At 30.1% G+C, this 21,621-nt stretch carries 20 protein-coding genes and 1 tRNA gene; 16 read left to right on the plus strand and 5 right to left on the minus strand.

The features are described 5' to 3' along the window. Positions 1 to 56: 56 nt before the first annotated feature. Positions 57 to 350, minus strand: a complete 294-nt coding sequence (locus Q1B05_RS13565) for a DUF493 family protein (protein ID WP_299781487.1) — start codon at positions 348 to 350, stop codon at positions 57 to 59. 90 nt (positions 351 to 440) lie between these two features. Here Q1B05_RS13565 and Q1B05_RS13570 point away from each other — a divergent pair, with 90 nt between their 5' ends. The 4 genes from Q1B05_RS13570 to Q1B05_RS13585 all read left to right on the plus strand — a co-directional run bounded on the left by Q1B05_RS13570 (position 441) and on the right by Q1B05_RS13585 (position 4,667). Then, positions 441 to 983, plus strand: a complete 543-nt coding sequence (locus tag Q1B05_RS13570) for an ATP-binding protein (RefSeq protein WP_299781488.1) — start codon at positions 441 to 443, stop codon at positions 981 to 983. Further along, a complete protein-coding gene (locus Q1B05_RS13575) occupies positions 983 to 2,896 on the plus strand; it encodes an ATP-dependent DNA helicase RecQ (protein ID WP_299781489.1) in 1,914 nt (637 codons plus the stop codon). Before Q1B05_RS13570 ends, Q1B05_RS13575 begins: the two co-directional genes overlap by 1 nt. A 35-nt stretch (positions 2,897 to 2,931) precedes the next feature. Beyond that, a complete protein-coding gene (fmt, locus tag Q1B05_RS13580) occupies positions 2,932 to 3,879 on the plus strand; it encodes a methionyl-tRNA formyltransferase (RefSeq protein WP_299781490.1) in 948 nt (315 codons plus the stop codon). Positions 3,880 to 4,106: 227 nt separating this feature from the next. Next, the gene (locus Q1B05_RS13585; RefSeq protein ID WP_299781491.1) at positions 4,107 to 4,667 is read left to right on the plus strand and encodes a YqgE/AlgH family protein; all 561 of its coding nucleotides are present in this window, start codon (positions 4,107 to 4,109) and stop codon (positions 4,665 to 4,667) included. Here the strand turns inward: Q1B05_RS13585 and Q1B05_RS13590 are convergent. Further along, complete coding sequence (locus Q1B05_RS13590) at positions 4,664 to 5,506, minus strand: aminotransferase class IV (RefSeq protein ID WP_299781492.1); 843 nt, start codon at positions 5,504 to 5,506, stop codon at positions 4,664 to 4,666. The two genes, Q1B05_RS13585 and Q1B05_RS13590, sit on opposite strands and share 4 nt — an antisense overlap. Before the next feature lie 54 nt (positions 5,507 to 5,560). Beyond that, the gene (locus tag Q1B05_RS13595; RefSeq protein ID WP_299781493.1) at positions 5,561 to 5,947 is read right to left on the minus strand and encodes an START-like domain-containing protein; all 387 of its coding nucleotides are present in this window, start codon (positions 5,945 to 5,947) and stop codon (positions 5,561 to 5,563) included. A gap of 134 nt (positions 5,948 to 6,081) precedes the next feature. Between Q1B05_RS13595 and Q1B05_RS13600 the strand changes: the two genes are divergently transcribed. The 12 genes from Q1B05_RS13600 to Q1B05_RS13655 all read left to right on the plus strand — a co-directional run bounded on the left by Q1B05_RS13600 (position 6,082) and on the right by Q1B05_RS13655 (position 16,492). Continuing rightward, positions 6,082 to 6,155 (plus strand) — tRNA-Met (locus tag Q1B05_RS13600). Between the two features lie 283 nt (positions 6,156 to 6,438). Then, positions 6,439 to 6,972 carry a YcxB family protein gene (locus Q1B05_RS13605; protein ID WP_299781494.1) on the plus strand — a complete coding sequence of 178 codons (534 nt, stop codon included), beginning with the start codon at positions 6,439 to 6,441 and terminating at the stop codon, positions 6,970 to 6,972. A 33-nt stretch (positions 6,973 to 7,005) separates the two neighbouring features. Further along, positions 7,006 to 7,404: a hypothetical protein gene (locus tag Q1B05_RS13610; RefSeq protein WP_299781495.1), complete on the plus strand. Its 399-nt coding sequence runs from the start codon at positions 7,006 to 7,008 to the stop codon at positions 7,402 to 7,404. A 147-nt stretch (positions 7,405 to 7,551) separates the two neighbouring features. Next, the gene (locus Q1B05_RS13615; protein ID WP_299781496.1) at positions 7,552 to 8,244 is read left to right on the plus strand and encodes a hypothetical protein; all 693 of its coding nucleotides are present in this window, start codon (positions 7,552 to 7,554) and stop codon (positions 8,242 to 8,244) included. Positions 8,245 to 8,391: 147 nt separating this feature from the next. Then, positions 8,392 to 9,171 (plus strand): alpha/beta hydrolase, encoded by a 780-nt coding sequence (locus Q1B05_RS13620; RefSeq protein WP_299781497.1) that lies wholly within the window; start codon positions 8,392 to 8,394, stop codon positions 9,169 to 9,171. A gap of 164 nt (positions 9,172 to 9,335) precedes the next feature. Next, positions 9,336 to 9,845: a 2'-5' RNA ligase family protein gene (locus tag Q1B05_RS13625; RefSeq protein WP_299781498.1), complete on the plus strand. Its 510-nt coding sequence runs from the start codon at positions 9,336 to 9,338 to the stop codon at positions 9,843 to 9,845. Between the two features lie 153 nt (positions 9,846 to 9,998). After that, a complete protein-coding gene (locus tag Q1B05_RS13630; protein WP_299781499.1) occupies positions 9,999 to 10,505 on the plus strand; it encodes a GNAT family protein in 507 nt (168 codons plus the stop codon). Between the two features lie 139 nt (positions 10,506 to 10,644). Beyond that, positions 10,645 to 11,031, plus strand: a complete 387-nt coding sequence (locus Q1B05_RS13635) for a hypothetical protein (RefSeq protein WP_299781500.1) — start codon at positions 10,645 to 10,647, stop codon at positions 11,029 to 11,031. A 312-nt stretch (positions 11,032 to 11,343) separates the two neighbouring features. After that, positions 11,344 to 14,574: an SMEK domain-containing protein gene (locus Q1B05_RS13640; RefSeq protein ID WP_299781501.1), complete on the plus strand. Its 3,231-nt coding sequence runs from the start codon at positions 11,344 to 11,346 to the stop codon at positions 14,572 to 14,574. Between the two features lie 156 nt (positions 14,575 to 14,730). Continuing rightward, positions 14,731 to 15,465, plus strand: a complete 735-nt coding sequence (locus Q1B05_RS13645; protein WP_299781502.1) for a hypothetical protein — start codon at positions 14,731 to 14,733, stop codon at positions 15,463 to 15,465. A gap of 30 nt (positions 15,466 to 15,495) precedes the next feature. After that, positions 15,496 to 15,936: a hypothetical protein gene (locus tag Q1B05_RS13650; protein WP_299781503.1), complete on the plus strand. Its 441-nt coding sequence runs from the start codon at positions 15,496 to 15,498 to the stop codon at positions 15,934 to 15,936. A gap of 115 nt (positions 15,937 to 16,051) precedes the next feature. Beyond that, the gene (locus Q1B05_RS13655) at positions 16,052 to 16,492 is read left to right on the plus strand and encodes a hypothetical protein (RefSeq protein WP_299781504.1); all 441 of its coding nucleotides are present in this window, start codon (positions 16,052 to 16,054) and stop codon (positions 16,490 to 16,492) included. A gap of 97 nt (positions 16,493 to 16,589) precedes the next feature. Here Q1B05_RS13655 and Q1B05_RS13660 read toward each other — a convergent pair whose 3' ends face one another. Then, positions 16,590 to 18,353, minus strand: coding sequence for a RagB/SusD family nutrient uptake outer membrane protein (locus Q1B05_RS13660; protein ID WP_366944383.1), 1,764 nt, complete (start codon positions 18,351 to 18,353; stop codon positions 16,590 to 16,592). 3 nt (positions 18,354 to 18,356) lie between these two features. Beyond that, positions 18,357 to 21,404 carry a TonB-dependent receptor gene (locus tag Q1B05_RS13665; RefSeq protein WP_299781505.1) on the minus strand — a complete coding sequence of 1,016 codons (3,048 nt, stop codon included), beginning with the start codon at positions 21,402 to 21,404 and terminating at the stop codon, positions 18,357 to 18,359. Between the last annotated feature and the right edge of the window lie 217 nt (positions 21,405 to 21,621).

Raw genomic sequence — 21,621 nt, forward strand, 5'->3', positions numbered from 1 at the left:
AGTGTAGTATTAAATATGCATGAAGTAATTATGCCCTCGCAAAATACAAAAAAATATTAAAGACTAATAACACCTTCAACATTTTCTGAAACTTCTTTGTATTTTTCAATAATAGCTTCAGGGTCTTTCATTTTAGCATTTATAGACACACTAGTGTATTTTCCGTTTTTTGAAGGTTGTGTTTTTATAATAGCTCCTAGGTCATTAAAAATTCCTTCAATTTCTCCTATTTTTTTAGGATCTGATAATACTATAAATTTATATAAATATACAGCTGGCCATGAGGCCGTATCGTATAATTGTGTTTTTAATTTGCTATAAAACTCGTCTGGATTTTGTTTCTCGCTCATGATTATTTTTTAAGTTGCTAAGATAGTATTTCGTTAGCATTTTTTATTTCTGATTAAAATCACGAATTTTACAGCCAAAACCTTGCCAAATTGAATACGAAAAAAATTGTTATAACAGGAGGACCCGGAACAGGAAAATCATCTATAATTCAAGAATTACAAAAAAAAGGGTACTCGTGTTTAGAAGAAATATCTAGGCAAGTCACCTTAGACGCTAGAGAAAACGGGGTAGAGCATATGTTTTTAACACAACCGTTGTTGTTTAGCGAACACCTTTTAAAAGGTAGAGAATCTCAATTTCATGAAGCAAATACAATATTAAAACCGTTTGTTTTTATAGATCGTGGCGTACACGACGTTTTGGCATACATGGATTTTATTGGAGACGTTTATCCAGAATCTTTTAAAAATGTATGTAATTCTTTAGCGTACGATCATATTTTTATACTAAAACCTTGGAAAGAAATTTATAAAAGTGACGCTGTGCGTTACGAGAGTTTTGAACAGGCTTTAGAAATTCATGAATGTTTAGTAAAAACCTACGAAGGCTTTAATTACACTTTAATTGATGTACCTTTTGATACTGTTGAAAATAGAGCCAGTTATATTTTAAATGAAATACAATCGCTGTAATGCAGCATCCTTTAAAAATACTAGAGCAGTATTGGAATTTTACATCATTTCGTCCGTATCAAGAAGACGCCATTCAAGCGGCTATTGACGGGGAAGATGTTTTTGTATTAATGCCTACAGGTGGCGGTAAATCGATGTGTTTTCAAATTCCAGCTTTAGCTAAAGACGGTATTTGTATCGTGATTTCTCCGCTTGTTGCACTTATGAAAAATCAAGTGCAAGCGCTTCAAGATAAAGGTATAAAAGCTATGGCATTAACTAGCGGACTTTCATACAGTCAGTTAGATACCATGTTAGATAATTGCATTTACGGGAAGTATAAATTTTTATATATTTCTCCTGAACGCCTTCAGCAAGAATTGGTCCAAGAACGCATTAGGCAAATGCATGTGAATCTTATTGCTATAGATGAAGCACATTGTATTTCGCAATGGGGAAACGATTTTAGACCGGCTTATAAAAGTATTACAACACTCCGTGAATTGCATCCTACAGTAAATTGTATGGCATTAACGGCGTCTGCAACACCTTTGGTAGTAGAGGATATTATTACAGAACTCGATTTTATTCAACCTAAAATTTTTAAACAATCTTTCTTTAGACCCAATTTGGCCTATATGGTGTTTCATGAAGATGATAAATATTATCGGATAGAGACCATATTAAGAAAGTATTCAGCTTCTTCTATTATATATGTGCGTAGCCGTAAATTGACTTCAGAAATTGCTCATTTTTTAACATCTAAAGGCATAAAAGCATCATCTTTTCATGGCGGATTGAGTAATCATGAAAAAGACGAACGTTTAAACGATTGGTTAGCTAATAAAATACAAGTTATGGTTGCTACCAATGCCTTTGGAATGGGGATTGATAAGCCAGATGTTAAAACAGTAATGCATCTTAATTTGCCCGATAGTTTAGAAAGTTATTTTCAAGAAGCTGGGCGAGCTGGTCGGAATGGTGAAAAAGCATTTGCGGTTATTCTGAAGAATAAAAGTGATGATTTATTGGTTAAAAATCAGTTTTTAGATGTCTTACCAAGCATTAGTTTTATAAAGCAAGTCTATAGAAAACTCTCTAATTATTGTCAGATTTCTTATGGAGAAGGCGCATTAACGACTCACGATTTTAATTTTAACGAATTTTGTAAAGCGTATAAATTTAATGGAATGTTAGCGTTTAATGCACTTCAAATTTTAGACAGAACAAGTATAATTACTCTAACCAAACAGTTTCAAAATAAAACCTTGGTTCAGTTTGTTATTTCTAATGCCTCTTTATTTCATTATTTAGATACACATACAGAATTACAACTTATTGTAAAATCGTTATTAAGAACATATGGTGGTATTTTTGAACATGCGACAAAAATAAATACAGTATTAGTTTCAGAAAAAGCGTCTATTCAAGAACATGTATTAATGCGTGCTTTAGATACTTTAGCAAAAGATGAAATTATAACTTTACAACAAACTAAAACGGATGCTCAAGTTACATTTATAGAACCTAGAGAAGATGATAAAACTATTAATAGAATTGCAAATATTATTGAACAACAAAATAATTTAAAGCAAAAACAAGTGCAAAGTGTGCTAGATTATGTGAACAACGATAGCGTTTGTAAAAACGTACAGTTATTAAACTATTTTGGAGAAAAAGAGGGGAAACCATGCGGAATTTGTTCGGTATGTATTGGGGCTGTAAAGTCTATAAAAAAGTCAAAACCAACCGATTTTACATCTATTAGAAAACAAATTATTACACATTTAGAACACGGCCATTTATCGTCTAGAGCATTAGCTTCAGCTATAAATTGTACAGAAGCAGATGTGTTAGTTGTTTTAAAATTATTGTTAGAACATCATATTATTGCAGTTACAAAAACAAATACTTATAAATTATATCATACTTAAAATTTAAGTAGGTATTATTTCAAAATAAATAAAAAATGAAAACATTAAATATTGTATTCATGGGAACGCCAGATTTCGCTGTTTCCACATTAAAAACGTTAGTAGAGAATAACTATAATATTGTTGGTGTAATTACGGCTCCAGATAAGCCTGCAGGTCGTGGGAGAAAGTTAAATGAAAGTGCCGTGAAGCAATATGCTGTGTCTCAAAATTTAACCATTTTACAACCTACAAATTTAAAAGATGATGCCTTTTTGGCCGAATTAAAAGCATTGAATGCCAATCTAAACATTGTTGTGGCGTTTAGAATGTTACCAAAAGTAGTTTGGAATATGCCTGAATTGGGGACTTTTAATTTACACGCTTCTTTACTGCCAAATTACCGTGGAGCAGCTCCAATTAACTGGGCTATTATTAATGGAGATACAAAAACGGGCGTGTCTACATTTTTTATAGATGAAGAAATAGATACCGGTGAAATGATTCAGCAAGAAGCAGTGACTATAGAGCCGAACGAAAATGCGGGCCAGTTACATGATAAACTGATGCATTTAGGAAGCAAATTGGTTTTAAAGACTGTAAAACAAATTGAAGCAGAAGCTGTAACGACTACGCCACAAATTGAAAACTTTAATTTAAAAACAGCATATAAATTAAATAGAGATAATTGTAAGATAGATTGGAATGTATCAATAACAGATATTTACAATAAAATACGAGGTTTAAGTCCGTATCCCGCTGCATGGTGTGTTTTAGAAAATGGAGAAGAAGCTTTAGATGTTAAAATTTATGAAGCAACTATGGAATTAGAACCTCATGATTTTGAAAAAGGTTCTATTCAGAATACTAAAAAAGAAATAAAAGTAGCCGTTGCAAATGGTTTTATAAATATTCATTATATGAAACTTCCTGGAAAGCGAAATATGCAAGCGAAAGATTTGTTAAATGGTTACGAATTTAAAAAAGGTGCAAAAATGCTGTAAACCCTTATTATAGCTCGTTTTAGGATTAATTTTAGAAAAAACACAATCGTTATTAACAAAAATCTGAAGTTATTAACAAATAGATGTTTTTCTGCTGTAAACTAATCATTTACTCCTAACATATTATTTAAAGCCTTCTATTTTAGAAGGCTTTTTTATTATATTTTCATCAAATATTGGATTTTAACAAAAATAATATTAGATTTAGTTATAAATTCCTATGAAATATGATTACAATGAAACCAAAAAAAGGTAGTTTGTTAATCGCAGAGCCATCAATTATAGGAGATGTATCTTTTAATCGATCTATTGTTTTATTAGCAGATTACACCAATGAAGGTTCTATAGGTTTTATTTTAAATAAACCTTTAGATTATACAATTAAAGACCTAATCCCTGAAATTGACGTCAATTTTAAAGTTTACAACGGGGGGCCTGTAGAACAGGACAATTTATATTTTATTCATAAAGTACCAGATTTAATACCTGATAGCATTGAGATTTCTTTAGGCATTTTTTGGGGTGGCGATTTTAATGTTGTTGCAGATCTTATAGCGAATAACCAAATTAAAGAAAAAGATATTAGATTCTTTTTAGGATACTCGGGTTGGGATAGCGATCAACTAGATCAAGAATTACTTGTTAACTCTTGGGTTGTTACAGAAAATGTGTACCAAAATAATATTATAGAAAAAGACTACGAATCGTTTTGGAAAGAGAAAATGCTAGAATTTGGTGGGGAATATAGTATTTGGTCTAATGCACCAGAAAACCCCAGTTATAACTAGTTTAATCTCATTTTTACATTTAATTTCTGAATCAGTGATTTAGAAACATTATTTGTGAATGTCTTTTTTCGGTATTTGCTTACTGGTTGTATTCCTGTAATGGTATTGCTAATAAAAATCTCGTCTGCTTTTTGAAGTTCAAACGCCGATATTGAGGCTTCTATTAACTCGTATTCAGGTATTGCTTTAATAACTTCAATAAGTTGCTTACGCATAATGCCTTTTAGGCAACCATCTGTTAATGGCGCTGTTTTAATGGTGTTTCCTTTTACAACAAATACATTTCCATTTAAAGCTTCTACGACGTTTTTATTTGTATTAAGTGTCAAACAATTCTGTAAATTATTTTCTTTAGCATAAATACTCCCAACTACGTTTAAGACTTTATTGTTGGTCTTTAATGTAGATAGTAAACTTGGAGAGATGTAAAAATCTTTAAATAAGTCGACTTCATAATCATCATCAGAAATAATATAGAAATCATCTTTTAAGGGTTTCGCATCAATTAAAAAAGAGATATTGTTCGTTTCTGGTAAATATAATCCGCCTTCATTTCTAAAAATGGTAAGTTTAATACGGGCAGAAGCATCTGTTAGATGATTAGCTTCTAAAGTGTTTTTAATTTCAGTTTCAAGAAATTCCATATTAAAATGCATTGGAATTTCCATACGTAATATACGCATTGATGCCATTAAGCGAAAGTAATGGTCTTCCCAGAAAAGGAGTTTCCCGTAAGATGTTTTTATCGTTTCAAAGAGAGCATCACCATATGCAAAACCTCTATTGTTTGAATTTAAAACTGTATTATTATCCTGAATTGTACCGTTAAAATTAATCATAAAAAATGCCCGAATAGTTTCGGGCAAATATACTTTAAAATATATAAAAAACGTTTATGCAGAACCTAAGACATGCTTTAAATCTGAAATTTGATTTTCCCAAAGCATTTTAGTTTCGTTAATTTCGTCTTCTTCAGAAAAGTCTACAATTATAAGTGACACATCTTTAGTGATTTCATCTACTTGAATACGAAGTTCAAAGAAATATGGATCATCTTCATCATGTAACCATCTAAACTTAATACGTTCTCCACTTTTTTTACTTAGTACTTTAGCCTGTTCTTCGGCTCCGTCCCAAATAAATTTATAAAGTTCACCCCTTGAGTTTACGTTATCAGCAAACCATTCAGACAATCCGGATGGAGTAGAAATGTAATTATATAATAGTGCAGGGGAGGCTTTTATTGGGAATTCAAGTTCAAATTTTATTTTATCTTCCATGTGTTCAATCAAAATTATTGGGCTCAATATATACATTAATTAGATACTTTCTAGATAAATTAATTAAAAATTAACTTTTATAAAAAAAGTTTGGAGATATTAAAAATGTTGCTATCTTTGCACCCTCAAAATATGGCGAGGTAGCTCAGTTGGTTAGAGCGTTGGATTCATAACCCAGAGGTCCCGAGTTCAAATCTCGGTCTCGCTACTAGAGTTTATAAGGCTTCACAGAAATGTGAAGCCTTTCTTTTTTTTACAAATACAGAATATACCTTTTTTAATACTCTCATTTTCTACAATATACCTGAATAATTAAACATACTATAATTACAAAGGCCGCTACTAATAATGTTTTTTACAAATTTTGGCTTTGTATTACCCTACTAATCTAAAATGCTCTCAGATTTTCTATTCGATTTTTATTTTATAATTTAGGTACTTTATTCCGAAACAAATCATATAAAATCTTTATAAATCATTAAAAATTAGCAATGAAATTAGAATACGTATTAAAAGAGAAAGATTTTATTGATTACCATTTATTTTCAATCTCTGAAAATAAGAAGATGAAAAAAATTATGAATACGACCAAGTTTTTTTTAGTTGGATTTTTCATTTTTATAGGAATACAGATGTATAATAAAAACAATATTGAGTTTGCAATTATATTTGGAATTGTAGCGATTCTGAATTTTATTTTTTTTGAAAGATTATATAAATCTAAATTAAGAAAGCACTTTTCAAAAATCGTTAAAAATAGTTATGCAAAAAGAATTGGAGAAAAAGAAACTATGGAATTTAATTCTGAATTTATAATGACAAAAGATAAGACAGGAGAAGGAAAAACTAAAATATCTGAAATTGAAAAAATTAATGAAACCAAAGATAACTTTTTTATAAAACTATCAAATGGGGCGTCTTTTATTGTTTCAAAAAAAGGAATTAATAATATTGAACTCATTAAAAGTAAATGGGAAGAATTAAAAATACCCATTTCAGAACATTTATCTTGGGAATGGAAATAATTGTAGCAAATACCTTTTAAACTAGTGAGAATAATGAATGTCTACGGAAAATGTAAAAAATGCAAACAAGAAATTAAGTTTTATACAAACGCAAACACGCGTGTTGAATTTGCAATGCAAGACGGAGAAAATAAAACACTAACTTGCAAAAAATGTGAAATCCAAACAGTATTCTGTGTAGACGAACTTTATGCAAAAGAATCAAAAATTGCACAAATTGGAGCCGGTCTTATTTTTTTAGTTGGAACCCCAATAATGTTCTATTTTGTAAGTCCAATGTTTATGGAAAGTAAAGCTCATTATCTGATTTATGCCGTTGGTGGATTTTTACTAATTCCCGTAATTATTTTTGGTGTAATAAAAGAACAAGAACGAATAAGGGTAAATTCGTTTAACAGAAGTAAATTAAAAGGTAGAATGCATAACATCTAATAAAAATACGTTTTATAATGCGTATAATTAATTACTAAACCTCACACTTTTTACACATAAAACATTACCTACAAGTAAAAGGAGTATTCATAACTGCGTTTGTAACAACTTGAAATAAAATACGTTAATAGTATAAATACTTTAATTATGAGAAATTTATTGAGGCTTCTAGTTTGTTGTATCGTAATTTTTATTTTTTCAGGATGTGAAATCGATCATAATGAAGAGACATATCCATACTATAAATTTGAAAGCGAGGACGACACGCTATTAATTAAATACAATTATATCCCTAATCAAATAATTACTTATAAAAATCAGTTTAATAAAAAACTGAACTTCAGGGTTATTTCTAATATTACCGAAAAAAGAGGTTCTTATTCTAGAGGTACTTTTTCTGGAGGTGGCGGATTATTAGTAAATTATTACGATAGTAAAATAATTAGACTTGAAATTATAGAAAACCCAAGTAACACTTCAAATTCTGGAGATTATTCTAAGGTTAATTATGTGTTTTCTAAAAACAAAAGTGTGTTTGTTAATGGATTTAATTTTCCCATGTGGAATATCACTTCATTTTATAGCATTAATGAATTACAAGATAATGTTAATGTGTATTTGTCGGACTTTAATGAAATTCCAAAAACAGAAATGAGCATTAATAACCATGTATTTAAAGCCGTAGTTGTTATTGACTCCAATAGTGACGAAAGTCTGAATAATTCTTCTTTTGGACCTCTCCTTCAAAACGTAAACAAAATTTTTTATGATTATGACTTTGGAATTGTTCAATTTAATGATGTTGATGGGAATGAATGGAAAGTTATTTATCCGGAATAAATCTGGTTTTCAGTAAAATACGTAAAAATATCCCCTTTTAATTAAAATAATATTAAATTTAAATAGTTGAAGAAATTCATTTTCATTCCCAAGGTTTTTATAACCAAAACCATGGTATGCTATTAAAAATTAAAACAAACATTTAATATGAAACCAATTAAATCCATTTTACTTTGCCTAATAACTCTCTGTTTTAGTCAATTACATATTCAAGCACAAGAGAATTCTGATAAACCTATTTTTATTTTAGTACATGGTACCTTTCAATGGGGCGGACAATGGAATTTACTTAAATCGGATCTTGTTTCTAAAGGTTATGTTGTATATAATCCCACTTTAACAGGTTTAGGTGAAAAAAATCACTTATTATCAAAAGAGACCGGTATATCTACTCATATAAATGATATTGTAAACTTTATTGAATGGAATAATTTAGACAATATTATTTTGGTTGCTCACTCTTATGGTGGACCAGTAATTTCTGGAGTTGTAGACAAAATTGGTAATAAGATAAAACATCAAGTTTATATTGATTGTGCACCAGCAGACCATGGAGAAAATACATTAGATGTTTTTGGGCCTGAGGTCGCGCGTATATCGTTAGAATCTGCAGAAAAAAACGGAGATGGATGGCTTATAACTGCCGATGCGTTGAGAGAGCCCATTCCAACAATGTCTAAACATCCTTTAAAATCGTATTTAGAGCGAGTAGAAATTGTAAATGACATTAAAACAGACGGAACTATTATACTTGCCACTGAGGCCATGTCAATATTTGGATATATGAGAACAATAAGTGCTCCTAAAAAAGCTCAAGCAAGGCATTGGAAAATAGTTACAATTGAAGGCCCACATACACTGCAAGAACAAGACCCTTCTAGGTCTGAAATTTCGAACATTCTAGTTAATATATACAAATCAATTTAAACCTAAATCACTTTTTTCTGATCGATTTTAAATTATAATTAATTACTAGCTCTAGCTTATTTAAAAGTTTAACAAGTTTTTTATACAGTTTGCATTTACTAAATTAGGTAATTAAAACAAACCATTAATTATACACAAAATTGATGTATTACATTTAACAAATAATGAACGAAATTAGAAAACAACTGACTTTATTTGTTGAAAAATCAAATGAAAATATTGAAAAAATAAGAGCCGAATTTAACCCCATACAGTACAATTTAATTTCTTGTCACATTACCCTTTGTCGAGAAGATGAAATAGAGCCAATTGAGAAAATAATTAAGCGAATTAAAGCAATCCATTTAAAAAAGCCTATATCAATTAAATTAAACAGAGCGGAAAGGTGTGCTGGAGGAAAAGGAGTTTTATTACCGGCAACCGAAAATAATATTGAGTTTAGGGAATTAAGAGAAACTATTTTAGGAACAAAATTAATAAAGGAACAATTTCCGCATGTAACTTTAATGCATCCAAGAAATTCGACTTGTAATGAAAAAATATTTACTGAAATTAAAAAACAAGAGTTGCCAACCGAATTATTTTTCCATAAAATTAGTTTAATAGAACAAAGAAACGGAGGGAAATGGAACGTAATAGAAGAATATACAATAGTAAATAATAATATTTCATAACACTGTTTCTAAAAAGGCCTCGTTTAGTCTTTATCCAAAAAGGGCAGAAGTAAAGCGAGTCTGATTTTTCCAGTTTACTACGTGAAATTCAATGAAATTAATTGTACTTATCTCTCTCAAAAAAGATACAAAAAATTAAACAGATTTATATTAATGTTTAAAACAGCTAGACTAAAATTTAAAATATTAAATTCTAAAGATGAAAAAGATTTAGAACAATTATTCTGCAAAAACCATGTAGTTATGAGTACGGTTTTAAAAGAAAGAGTGTTCACTAAAGAAGAATTTAAAAAATTATTAAAAGAAGATTTCATGCAAAATAAAGCCGATACCATTGGTTTTTTGTGTTTAACTTCTAGATTAGATGATAAAATTATTGGAGTTTCAGGTTTATTAAAATGTTGTTATTTAAACACCGATAATTATGAGTTTGGATTTATTCTTGATGAAAATAATTGGGGTAAAGGTCTCGCTACAGAAATTGGCCAATTCTGGTTAGAGTACGCAAAAAACATAATGAATCTAACAGAATTAATAGCAACGGTTAGTCCTGAAAATAAAGCATCAAGACGTGTACTAGAAAAATTGAATATGGAGTATGTGAGTGAATTTAAATCAAAAGAGAGAGGGGCTAGATTAATATTTAGAAAATACTTGTAACGCGTATGTCTAACAATTTACATTGTAAACTAGGTGTAAGTGTTTGATAGTAAGTAGAATAGTGGTATTTAGGATTTGGATATACCAATTCGCCAATTTTTAAACACAAGACCATTGTAAAATATTTAATTAAAAAATTATGGGATTAACTAAAACGGAGGAATTATTAAAAAAGTTTGATTACGAATTTCAAAGAAAAAACAATGTACTAATAGTAAAACTAAATTACTCTCAAAGAATCATAATTGATTTCTCAGACTCCGAAAAAATTAAAATAAAAGATAAGCTAGTTGGATGGAATTTTTTAACTGGATTAATTGAAATGAGTATTAAAAATGCTATACTTTATAATTTTGTTGGAGTAATGATAATAACATTCTTATTTGTCTACTTAAATTTAAAAGCAGATATAATAAACCTAGTTTTTTTCTATTTGGCTTTCATTGTTTGGGTGCTACTTTGGAGCATGTTTTATTTAATAAAAGCCGAAAATTTTAAACAGACTTTAATCCGTTGGAACGAATAATTGAAATCTGAATAAAAAAAATAGAAAAAACACAAACCTGATTTCAAGCAAAAAGATTAAAACATTAAATATTCTGAACGGGGAAACTGAAATTAAAAATTATTTTACAACATAAATAAAATACAGCACTTCATCTAAAAACAGATCCTTTTACGGGTTCCCGTTTTTATAGTTAGTATTAAAGGAATATATTTATATGTATTAATAATATCCTTTTTTTTACTTATTTAGATATTTTGTATTGATAAAAGGAGTTGTAAGCAAGCTGAAAAAACACTTGAGATATTTTAAAAACTGAATGACTAATCAATAATGCTTTACAAATCTCAAAATATATTAAGTGACATTCTATTTGCATTAAGCTTAATAACAACTGATGTAAAATACGGAACCAAACTAAAATTTAATGACAAAGCAGAGGCTTGTGAAGATATTTTTGCAAGAATACTATCTATAATATTTGACAAGGAATTCACAAACTGCAATCTAATCAAACAAGATTATCCTGCTATTGATTTGCATTCAGATAGTATAGCATTTCAAGTTTCTGCTCAAGATAATTCTACTAAAATAAAAGATTCTATAAACCTTTTCAAAAAGAATATTGATTTAGGAAAATATGATAGAAAGTATTCAAAAATTAAGTTTCTTATTATTTCACATAAAGAAAAATTCGGACCTAAAACCTTCGAAAATTTTGACACTTACAATTTATTTAGTTCAAACGAAGATGTTTATTTTTCAGCAAATTTAGGCAAACAAATAAAAGCATTAAATCCAGCAAAACAGTCAGAATTACGTGACTTTTTATGGTATGAATTAAACTTAGAATCTGATGTTTACGATAATCGATTTAACGAAATACAATCAGTTCCAAGTTATCTTGAAAATACTTCAAATGACATTCAAGCAAGAACCACACAAGTAGATTTTGACCAAAATCTACTTTACTACTCTGAAAAAGAAAAAGAGTCAATTCTTGACTTTGCAAATACTATAAACTTTGAAAACAAACTACCCTATTTAATAACAGGACATCCAACAACCGGAAAAACAACGGTTGCATTAAAAATCTGTGATTATTTACAAAGTCAAATAGGTATAGTTCCCTTTTATTTACAATTGAAAACTAATACTAGTTATTCAACCTTATTAATGGACTTAAAGGCTATCAATGGATTACCAACTGTATTAATTATTGATGATATTCATTTAGATTTTGAGCTTGCCAATAGATTGATTAAAGAAAACTCAAAGTTTAAAAACATTGTTTTTCTTTTTGTTTCAAGACATATATCTATAGATTTTAGAAAAACCTTTGAACTTGATGATGTTTTTGAAACATTAAAAAGTAATTGTTTATCTCTTGAGAAAAATAATTCTAAAGATTTTCAAAGAGAGAAAATTCTTGGTATTGTAGCAAAACGTTCTGATTTTTTACTAAAACAAAATTACAATCCTAGACAAGGTGGGATTTTGCACCTTGAACACATTTCTAAAAACAATTTACTTAAACTTAAATTGCTTTTAAACAATTGGTGTAAGGCAGATGATGTTTTAAGTAATATTGATGAAGAAATAATTCATAAAGATTTATTTAACAAGTTTTTAAAAGAATACCCAAAAGAAGAAATTATTGAAATCATAAAGTATTCTTGTCTTTATTCTTTTAATATTCCATTTGAAAAAGTAGACCCTTTAATCGAATTGGCAACAGAACGTGAAGGACTTTTTTACACTCAAGACGTAGAATTGAAATCATTATTTATGCAACCAAGTTTCTGTGATTTACTTATTGATTCATACCTATTTCTTAATCAAAGAGTATTTAAGACAGATTTCAATAGCGATAAGAATTTATTCAAGTTTAAAAACATAAAACAATACATTGATGAAATAAAAATTGAACAATATCCAGAGATAATAATTGAGATATTTTTAAATGTTGGTTCAGCAGAAAATTATGATATATTAAGATTATTATTCAATGATTCAAAAAGTAAACAAGCTCTTTTTAATTATTTTAAAAGTTCAGAGAAAGCAAATTCAACTCAATTAAAAAAGATTATTCAAATTGTAAAAATTTTTACAAAATCCAACTTAAACGACATTATCAATGGTTTAATAATCAATAATAAAAATATAAATCAGGTTCTATTAAGAGAAGACACAGGATTATTTGTTTTATCCTACATACATTATTCAATTTCACCAATTGATAGATTATTAAAATCTAAATTATACGAAACATTCAATGATGAAACTTTAAGAAAATTAGTAGATTCCTCTGCTAATCATAAAGTCACTCTTGCTATACAAAACATCAGCGATAGCAAAATAAGAAAACGTATAACAGACCTCATATCTAAACAAAAATGGGAAGAAATAATTAAAGAAACTTCATTTGACTTAATTGGCAATTCCCTAACCGAATTAAGAAAATTAAGTCCCAAAAATGTAAAATCAATATTTGAAGCACTAGACCCAATTATTTTAGCTGATAGTGTAAAATGGGTAGATTTCTATAAATTAACAAAAACATTAAGTGAACTTAAAACTTTTGAGAAATACAAAGAAAACTCAAAGGCTAAAGCGATTCTCAATAGAATTGAAAAATGGAAAATTACAGAATCACTTAAATATGCGCCAATTCAACAAATTAGTCAAGGTTTTGCTCAATTAGCCAAAATAGATAATTCCTTTCTTCAAGAATTATTAGAAAATTATTCTGCTGAACTTCTATTTGAAAAATTAAATGAAATCAAATTTTTAGACGAATATAGCTTAATGCTGATAAACATAAATAAAGCGAGTAAAACAACTTCCTTAAAGATTTTGAAATTAATTGAACAAAACCATAGTTTTAAAAAACGATTCAACTCAAAGGGCATTAAAGGACGAGAAATTCCAGCTATACTTAACTGTCTTCGTAAGCTTGGTGGCAATTCCTATTGTTCAAAGTTAATCGAAGATTCAAATAAAGATATAATTGAAGGTCGAGTTTTGAGTTCTTCACTAGAAGTATCTGTACGTATAATAAAAAGTATAAAACCTATAAACGAGCCTTTAGCGAATGAAATTCTATCCTCGTTTTTAGAATTAGACCTTATAGCCAAATTGGATAACAAGAATTATAAGTTATCACAAGTATCCGATTTCTTGGTTAACTTTTCTCATTGTGACGAAAAACTTTGCTCTGATTTTTTTGAGAAAATGAATAATCTGATTTTCATAAAAAAATCTTTAAAAAGTAATGTTTCATTTGCCGAAATATGTACTTTTTTATCTAATGTTAAAAACTGTAACATTACGAAAACGAGAGATATTTATAGTAACATTTATGCTCATAACGTTTTTCAAAAAAAGGCAAGAGAAGTACAACCTAGAGTATTTGTAAATTCATTACATCAACTAAATTCGGTTGATAATAGATTTACAGTCAGGTTTATAAACTCTTATACAAATCAAAAAGATATTAATAAGGAATTAATTTTTAAGACAATAAAAGAAGTGAATAAAGATTTTGGAATTGAACTGAAATAAAAAAGCCAGCTTACAATACCGTATATAATTTATTGCTAGTTTTCGTCTACTTACGAAAATCCTCGCAGATTTTCTATTCGGTTTCTATTTGCTAAATTAGGTGCTTAAAACACGCAACAAACCACATACAAACACGTTCTAAAACATGTTTCGAAATTGAAAAATAAGGTAATTTTAATATTTCTACTACTAATTTCATTCAGCGGATTTACTCAAAATCTGACTGAAAAAAAATTCGTGATTCTGACTTTTGAAATGGACAGAAATAAAGATTCTCACGGAACTTTTATTTACTATTGGATTGCGGAATTAGAAAAATATGAAAAAGTGGACGAATATAAAGAACCGAAAATCTATTCTCTTTTCTTGCACGAATTTTACGGAAGTGAACAATTAGAATCTTGTTGTTTAGGGAAGGTTTCTTATCCTTACACAATGACAACTGGAACGGAATTCCATTTTCTTGAAAATTATAGTGAATATCTTACTGAATTACGTGAATTAGTTAAAAAAAACAGAAAAAAAATACAAGTAATTAAGAAAGAATGGAAAGATGGTTACAAAGAAAAAGTAACTGTTTACGCAACAGCAGTTCGAGGAAAATTATGTGAGTGCGAATTTGGTGGCGACACTTATTTAACAAAAGGCGACCGAATTAGTTTTCCAAAAGGAAATTATGAAATAATAAAAAACTATTTGACTAAAGAAAAACGGATTTTACTCTTTAAAGACTTTTCCGGTTTTAACTATTCAAATACTGATTATAGAACCGGAAAACAAATAAAATACGTGTGCCAACACCGTGTAAAATTAATTGCCTGGTACAAACCTACTTACGAAAATCCTCGCGGATTTTATATTCGGTTTTTATTTGCTAAATTACGTATTTAACTACGAAAAAAACTATATACAAACACGTTTGTGTGCAATTACCAAGCAAACCCAAAAAAGATGAATCAAGAACGTTTTTCTGAATTAATCCAATCATTTTTAGTTGAGAAATTCCCGGAATTTACCAAAAATGTAAATTATAAAGACGACAAGTCTTTTGATTGTGACTTAAGAAATCCAACAAATGAATTTTCTATTTGGATTGCTACGTATAATTCTGAAATCACAATAGGATTGGAAGACCCAAGCGGAAAAACTGACATTCATACTCATATATCTTGTTATGAAGAAGAGGATATTAATGATGCGTTGACTAACTTAACAACCGAAATAAATAATATTACGAAAGGGAAGACCTTATTGTACCATAGTGACAGAGTTGGTTACCAGTGGACTAATGATATTAATTTGATTTTAAAAAGAAAAAATACATTAGAAAATATACGAGTGTATAATTGGAATGTAAATTAGATAAAAATAAAACACGAAAGCACAACACTATGTGTGTGTTTTTGCTGTTTTTAGATTGTTAGGAAAAGAGAGTAAAAACTGAATTAAACTAAACTCACTTAAAAATTAAATATTTATGAAAAAGCTATTAATTGTATTACTAATTTCAATTTCTGGACATGTGTTTTCTCAATCTGGTCCTGAAGATTTAATTAAGGATTTTTTTACTACTTATAAGGCAGACGCAGGAAAAGCTGTAAAAGAATTGTATGCCACAAATATATGGACAGAAAGAATAAAAGATGATATTGATAAAATTATTGGTACCGTTAATGGCTTTACCGAAAATTATATGGGAAAATATTATGGTTATGAAAAGATTACGACTAAAAAATTCTCTGAAAGTTTAGTTCTTTATTCTTACTTAGTAAAATACGATAGACAGCCATTAAGGTTTATTTTTAAATTTTATAAACCAGATGATAAATGGGTATTGTTATCTTATTCGCTTGATGATAATTTGGGTTCTGAAATTGAAGAATCTGCGAAACTTTACTATCTGGAATTAGATAAATAATTATCTATAATATAGTATATATCCAACTAAAAAAGGTAGCAATACAAAATTGCTACCTTTAATAAGTTAAAGACCTCCTTGTTTTAGGATAGCCTATTTAGTATCCTATATTTTGAGAGATACCTTCTGTAACATCAATAGTAGATTGTGGTATTGCATACACCCTTAGGTAAGGTTCTGTGATGGCTTTACCTGTATATGCGTTATCGTAGGTGTTAAAACGAATCATTTGTTTTCTACGGTACATTTCCCAATACATTTCAAATCCAATTTCGTTGTATAATGTCTCTTCGTTTAAAGATGCAATTGGCACACCTGGAGCATTGTTAAATAAGGCTTCTCGCGTTCTGCTAGTGCGTAACATGTTAATATCGGCTAGGGCCAGTGCGGTAGATCCTTTGCGGTAATATGCTTCTGCTCGCATAGCATACATACCTCCTAAACGATATAAAGGTACATTTACGGCACTGTTACCGTTTCCGTTTTCTGGATCGAACTCCCATTTAAAATTACGAACACCAGCATTAATCTGATCTTGAGATAAAACAGCTTCTAGAGGGTTAGTAAAATTTAATTCGGGTGTAAAGTCCATAGGAACAGTGGTGTTTTTTTCCATGTATAACATACTTATGGCAATTCTTCCGTCTGGAGTCATGTTAAACCCTCCGTTACCATCTAGTGTTGGTCCGTATTGTTGTCCTGCTTGAAGTCCTCTGTTAAAGTGTACTAAATATTTACCAGTGTCTGGTCTTGTATCTTCGGCAGGTACGCTTCCTGTTGTTCCGTTGTTCATAAACCAAGTACCATCTGTATATTGGTAGTATCTATGAAAACGTGGATCGTCGTGATTGCCATTCCAAGTGTAATAAAATTCAGGTTCTACACAAGATCCATTTGTACCTCTGTTATCTGGTGTTTGTTTTTGTGCTCGAGCTGTAGACATGTATGCAAAGTCGTTATCGCTTCTTCTTATGTTATCGTTTTCTTGTATTACAGCAAAAATAATCTCTGAACCCTTTGTGTTATCGATAGAAAAATTATCGAAATAATTACTTTCTAAACTAAAACCGCCGTCTATTAATAGCGAAGTATAGTAAATAACCTTATCCATATCCGATCCGTTATTATCAATAGCCTCTTCTGTGAAGTTAAAATTAGAACTCGCATTATATCTATCTTTAAGCACCGCTCTATTTAAGTACATATCGGCTAATAAGGCATACGCTGCTTGTTTGGTAAAACGCCCATTATGGGTTTGTTGTTCTCCTAGATTTACAAGATTAGGAATAATAGCTTCAACTTCTGTAATTAAATTATCGATTTCAGAATCAGCTTGAAGAAAGACTAAGGTATTATCTTCAGAAAATAAATCTCTATAAGGTGCCTGATTAAAAAGGTCTAGAGTGTTGTATACGTACAATGCTAATAACCCTCTAGATTCTGCCATGAATAAATCGTAGTTGTCATAATCTGGATTTTCTTGTAAAGATTCTATAGCCGTTAATGTTTTAGTAATACCACTTGTAAGGTTATCCCAAGTTGTAGAAACTGCAGCATTGTTGGTACCCCAAGTAAACTCTGTTAAGGCTCTCCATTTTCCACCATCGCCCCAATCACTTCCACGTGTAGGTAACATACATTCGTCTGTAGGGTATTCTTGTAGTCCAAATACGCTTCCGTGATCTGTAAATGTGCCTTCTGCTAACTGTGCATAAGCAGCGGCTACAGCGCTTTCTGGATTAGATGTTTGTCCGCCAATAACTTCATCTATGACGTCTTCTTTTAAATCTGTACAACTAAAAGTTGAAGCACTAAGGATACAGACTAAAGCTGTTTTTGATATTATATTTAACATTTTCATAAATTATAATTTTAAGGTTGCACCTAACATGTAAGTCTTAGACGACGGATAGGTTGTGTAATCTATACCTATAGATTGATTTCCATTTGTAGCACGTGGACTGTTTACTAAAGGATCGTAACCAGAGTAGTTTGTAATTGTAAATAAATTTTGTCCGCTTACGTAAAAATTAAGTCCTTTTAACCATTGTAAGTTCAGTTTAGTAGTGTCTAAAGAATACCCAATACGTGCATTATTTAATCTGAAAAAGTTGGATTTTTCTAGATATAATGTAGATAGTTGAGGGGTGTTTGCATAACTAGCACCTTCTTCATAGAACTCGGTTAATACATTTCTGTCTGAGACAATGTTATTAATGTTTAATGCTAAATTGGTGTTGTTAACTAATAATCCTCCAGTTTGCCCGATAAAAGCTAGGCTTAAATCCCAACGTTTATAAGACAGATTCGTGTTAATACCATAGGTGAAGTTTGGTAGTGCGCCTTCAAATATTTGACGATCGTCACTATTAATTACATCATCATTATTTGTGTCTTCAAAAATATCGGTACCATCGTCATCAAATCCTAAATGTTTTAGCATAAAAAAGGAACCAGCTTCGTAACCGCTTTTATAAATGTTTGCAGCTACACCAGATAATCCAGGACCTGCGACACTTCCAGAATATAATTCTGAAACAGGTAAATCTTGAACTTCATTATCTAATGTCGCTCCGTTTACATCTAAAGACCATGAGAAGTGATCTGTACTTATTAATTGTGAGCCTAAACTAAATTCGAATCCTTTATTAACTATTTTACCATCTATGTTTTTCCATACAGTTGTTGTAGGACTTAAAGGTTCTGCAGGAATGTTTAATATGGCATCTGTAGTGGTTTTATTATAATAATCTAAAGAACCATACAGTCTGTTATTCCATAAGCTAAAATCGGCACCCACGTTTAGTTGTGTTACCACTTCCCATTTTAAATCTGGATTAGCAGTTCTGTTTACTACAATACCATTAATTAAATTGTAATCGTCGTACAAATAATAACCACCAGAAGCAGATTGTGAGTAACTTGCCTGAGTAATTTTATTACTAACTTCTTGGTTTCCTGTTTGGCCCCAACTAAGTCTTAATTTTAAAGCACTAATGTTGTCTAGTTCTTTTAAAAATTGTTCTTGATCTAAGTTCCATCCTAAAGCAAATGAAGGAAAATATCCATATTTGTTATTTTCTCCAAAACGCGTAGAACCGTCAGATCTTAAAGATGCTGTCACTAAATACTTATCACTGTAATTATAGTTTAATCGACCAAAGTAAGACTGTAACTCGTTTTCTTGTGCATAACCACTAACACCATTTTGTATACCAGAATAACCAGGATCATATTCTGGAGCTACACCGGTATCTTTATCGTCTATTCCAGTTAGAGAAAAGGTTGTGCCTGAGAAATTAAATTTTTGATAAGAGAATCCTCCTAAAACTTCAAAATTATTTTTATTTACGTTGAAGTTGTATGTTAAGTAATGCTCCATTAAGGTGTTTTGAGAATCTAAATTATTCTGTACATATGCACCTTCTGGAGTTCTGTCTGTAACGTTTGGATAAATAGTAGAATTTCTTTCAGAAACCGAGCGATCTACACCATAATTAAATTTGTAATCTAATCCGTCTATAATTCTAAAAGAAGCTTCTACATTTCCTAAAACTCTTAATGTACTTGTATGATCATCGTATATGTCTAATAAATACATTGGATTGTAATTCTGATTTAAATTAAAGTTGGTGTATTCTCCATCTTCATTAAATACAGGCTGTGTAGGATTGGCCATTAAAGCATGAATAATTAATTGTCCGTCTGATCCTGCATCTGCACCATTAGGAATTCCTGTTTCATCAATCTGACTTGCTGTTAAGTTTACTTTTACCTTTAAACGTTTGTTGTCAAAGAAAGATTCTTCAGCATTTAATCGGGCTGTAGCTCTTTTAAAGGTGCTGTTTTCAACAATACCATCTTGATCCATTAACGATAGTGAGGTGTAGTAATTACCACTTTCTGTTTTTTTAGAGAAAGAGAAGTTGTTGCTTTGAGTTACGCCATTACGAAATAATTCATCTTGCCAATCGGTAGCACCTCCATGATCGTATGCATTATCGGTAATCGCGTTGCGGTATTCGTTTGCCGTTAAGACATCTATTTTTTTAATTACAGACGATACGCTTAAATAGGAATCTACCGTAATTGAAGCTTCCCCTGTTTTTCCTTGTTTAGTTGTTATTATAACCACTCCATTAGATCCTCTTGCACCATAAATAGCCGCCGCCGATGCATCTTTTAGTACCGTTATAGAGGCAATGTCGCTAGTATTTAGAAAGTTTAATGGGTTTTTTGCGCTGGAATTTCCTAATCCAAAGTCAGGACTTTCAGAACTCACACTCGAATTACTTAACGGTACACCATCTACCACAAATAGGGGAGTGCTACCGCTTCTAATAGATCCTACACCACGAATAGATACATCTACACCTGCTCCAGGCTCGCCGCTAGATTGTATAACACGTACACCTGAAACTTTACCTTGAATTAAGTTGTCTGGAGAAATATTAATACCTTCTTTAAAATCGTTTGAAGAAAGTTGAGTTACAGCGCCTGTTAAATCGGATTTTTTTTGTTGCCCATAACCAACTATTAAAACTTCATTTAAAACAGCACTTGATGGATATAAGGTGATGTTTAAAAAATTAGAATCTATAATGACCGCTTTCGTTTCATATCCGATAAAAGATATTTGAAGTGTTTGTCCGATTTCTGCTTCAATAGAAAATTCACCATCAAAGTTAGCAGAAACACCTGTTGTTGTGTCTTTCAATAAAATTGAAGCTCCAAGTAGTGGTAATCCTGTTTCGTCTACAATTTTACCTTGAATTGTTTTTTGAAGATTACTATTTGAGTGCGATATTTTGGTAGATATATCATTACTAGAGTATCCTGTTTGACATACGAGTAATGATACTATTAAAAAAGTTAGATTTTTTAATATTAAAAAATTAAATTTAGTGTACATGTTTAAGTAATTGTTTTTTCAATGCTTAATTTATTTAGGCCGTAGTTGTTCGTAGCAACTGCGGTTTTTTGTGTGTATTAATCTTTTTTTTTTTTAATTCTTTTTATATCATTGGCTGTAGAATTTGAAGAGTTAATTAGCGCGTTTTAACATAATTTTATAAGAGGCAAATAAATAGAATTTTAATGTCATGAATTTTAGCTAATAGTTATGCCTA

Source organism: uncultured Formosa sp., from assembly GCF_947500765.1.
In the GTDB taxonomy this organism is placed as follows: Bacteria; Bacteroidota; Bacteroidia; order Flavobacteriales; family Flavobacteriaceae; genus Formosa.

Excerpts from the sequence above, each read along its gene's own strand:
- Q1B05_RS13565 (WP_299781487.1), bottom strand. The coding sequence starts at position 350 with ATGAGCGAGAAACAAAATCCAGACGAGTTTTATAGCAAATTAAAAACA.
- Q1B05_RS13575 (WP_299781489.1), top strand. The coding sequence starts at position 983 with ATGCAGCATCCTTTAAAAATACTAGAGCAGTATTGGAATTTTACATCA.
- fmt (WP_299781490.1), top strand. The coding sequence starts at position 2,932 with ATGAAAACATTAAATATTGTATTCATGGGAACGCCAGATTTCGCTGTT.
- Q1B05_RS13585 (WP_299781491.1), top strand. The coding sequence starts at position 4,107 with ATGATTACAATGAAACCAAAAAAAGGTAGTTTGTTAATCGCAGAGCCA.
- Q1B05_RS13590 (WP_299781492.1), bottom strand. The coding sequence starts at position 5,506 with ATGATTAATTTTAACGGTACAATTCAGGATAATAATACAGTTTTAAAT.
- Q1B05_RS13595 (WP_299781493.1), bottom strand. The coding sequence starts at position 5,947 with ATGGAAGATAAAATAAAATTTGAACTTGAATTCCCAATAAAAGCCTCC.
- Q1B05_RS13605 (WP_299781494.1), top strand. The coding sequence starts at position 6,439 with ATGAAATTAGAATACGTATTAAAAGAGAAAGATTTTATTGATTACCAT.
- Q1B05_RS13610 (WP_299781495.1), top strand. The coding sequence starts at position 7,006 with ATGAATGTCTACGGAAAATGTAAAAAATGCAAACAAGAAATTAAGTTT.
- Q1B05_RS13615 (WP_299781496.1), top strand. The coding sequence starts at position 7,552 with ATGAGAAATTTATTGAGGCTTCTAGTTTGTTGTATCGTAATTTTTATT.
- Q1B05_RS13620 (WP_299781497.1), top strand. The coding sequence starts at position 8,392 with ATGAAACCAATTAAATCCATTTTACTTTGCCTAATAACTCTCTGTTTT.
- Q1B05_RS13625 (WP_299781498.1), top strand. The coding sequence starts at position 9,336 with ATGAACGAAATTAGAAAACAACTGACTTTATTTGTTGAAAAATCAAAT.
- Q1B05_RS13630 (WP_299781499.1), top strand. The coding sequence starts at position 9,999 with ATGTTTAAAACAGCTAGACTAAAATTTAAAATATTAAATTCTAAAGAT.
- Q1B05_RS13635 (WP_299781500.1), top strand. The coding sequence starts at position 10,645 with ATGGGATTAACTAAAACGGAGGAATTATTAAAAAAGTTTGATTACGAA.
- Q1B05_RS13640 (WP_299781501.1), top strand. The coding sequence starts at position 11,344 with ATGCTTTACAAATCTCAAAATATATTAAGTGACATTCTATTTGCATTA.
- Q1B05_RS13655 (WP_299781504.1), top strand. The coding sequence starts at position 16,052 with ATGAAAAAGCTATTAATTGTATTACTAATTTCAATTTCTGGACATGTG.
- Q1B05_RS13660 (WP_366944383.1), bottom strand. The coding sequence starts at position 18,353 with ATGAAAATGTTAAATATAATATCAAAAACAGCTTTAGTCTGTATCCTT.
- Q1B05_RS13665 (WP_299781505.1), bottom strand. The coding sequence starts at position 21,404 with ATGTACACTAAATTTAATTTTTTAATATTAAAAAATCTAACTTTTTTA.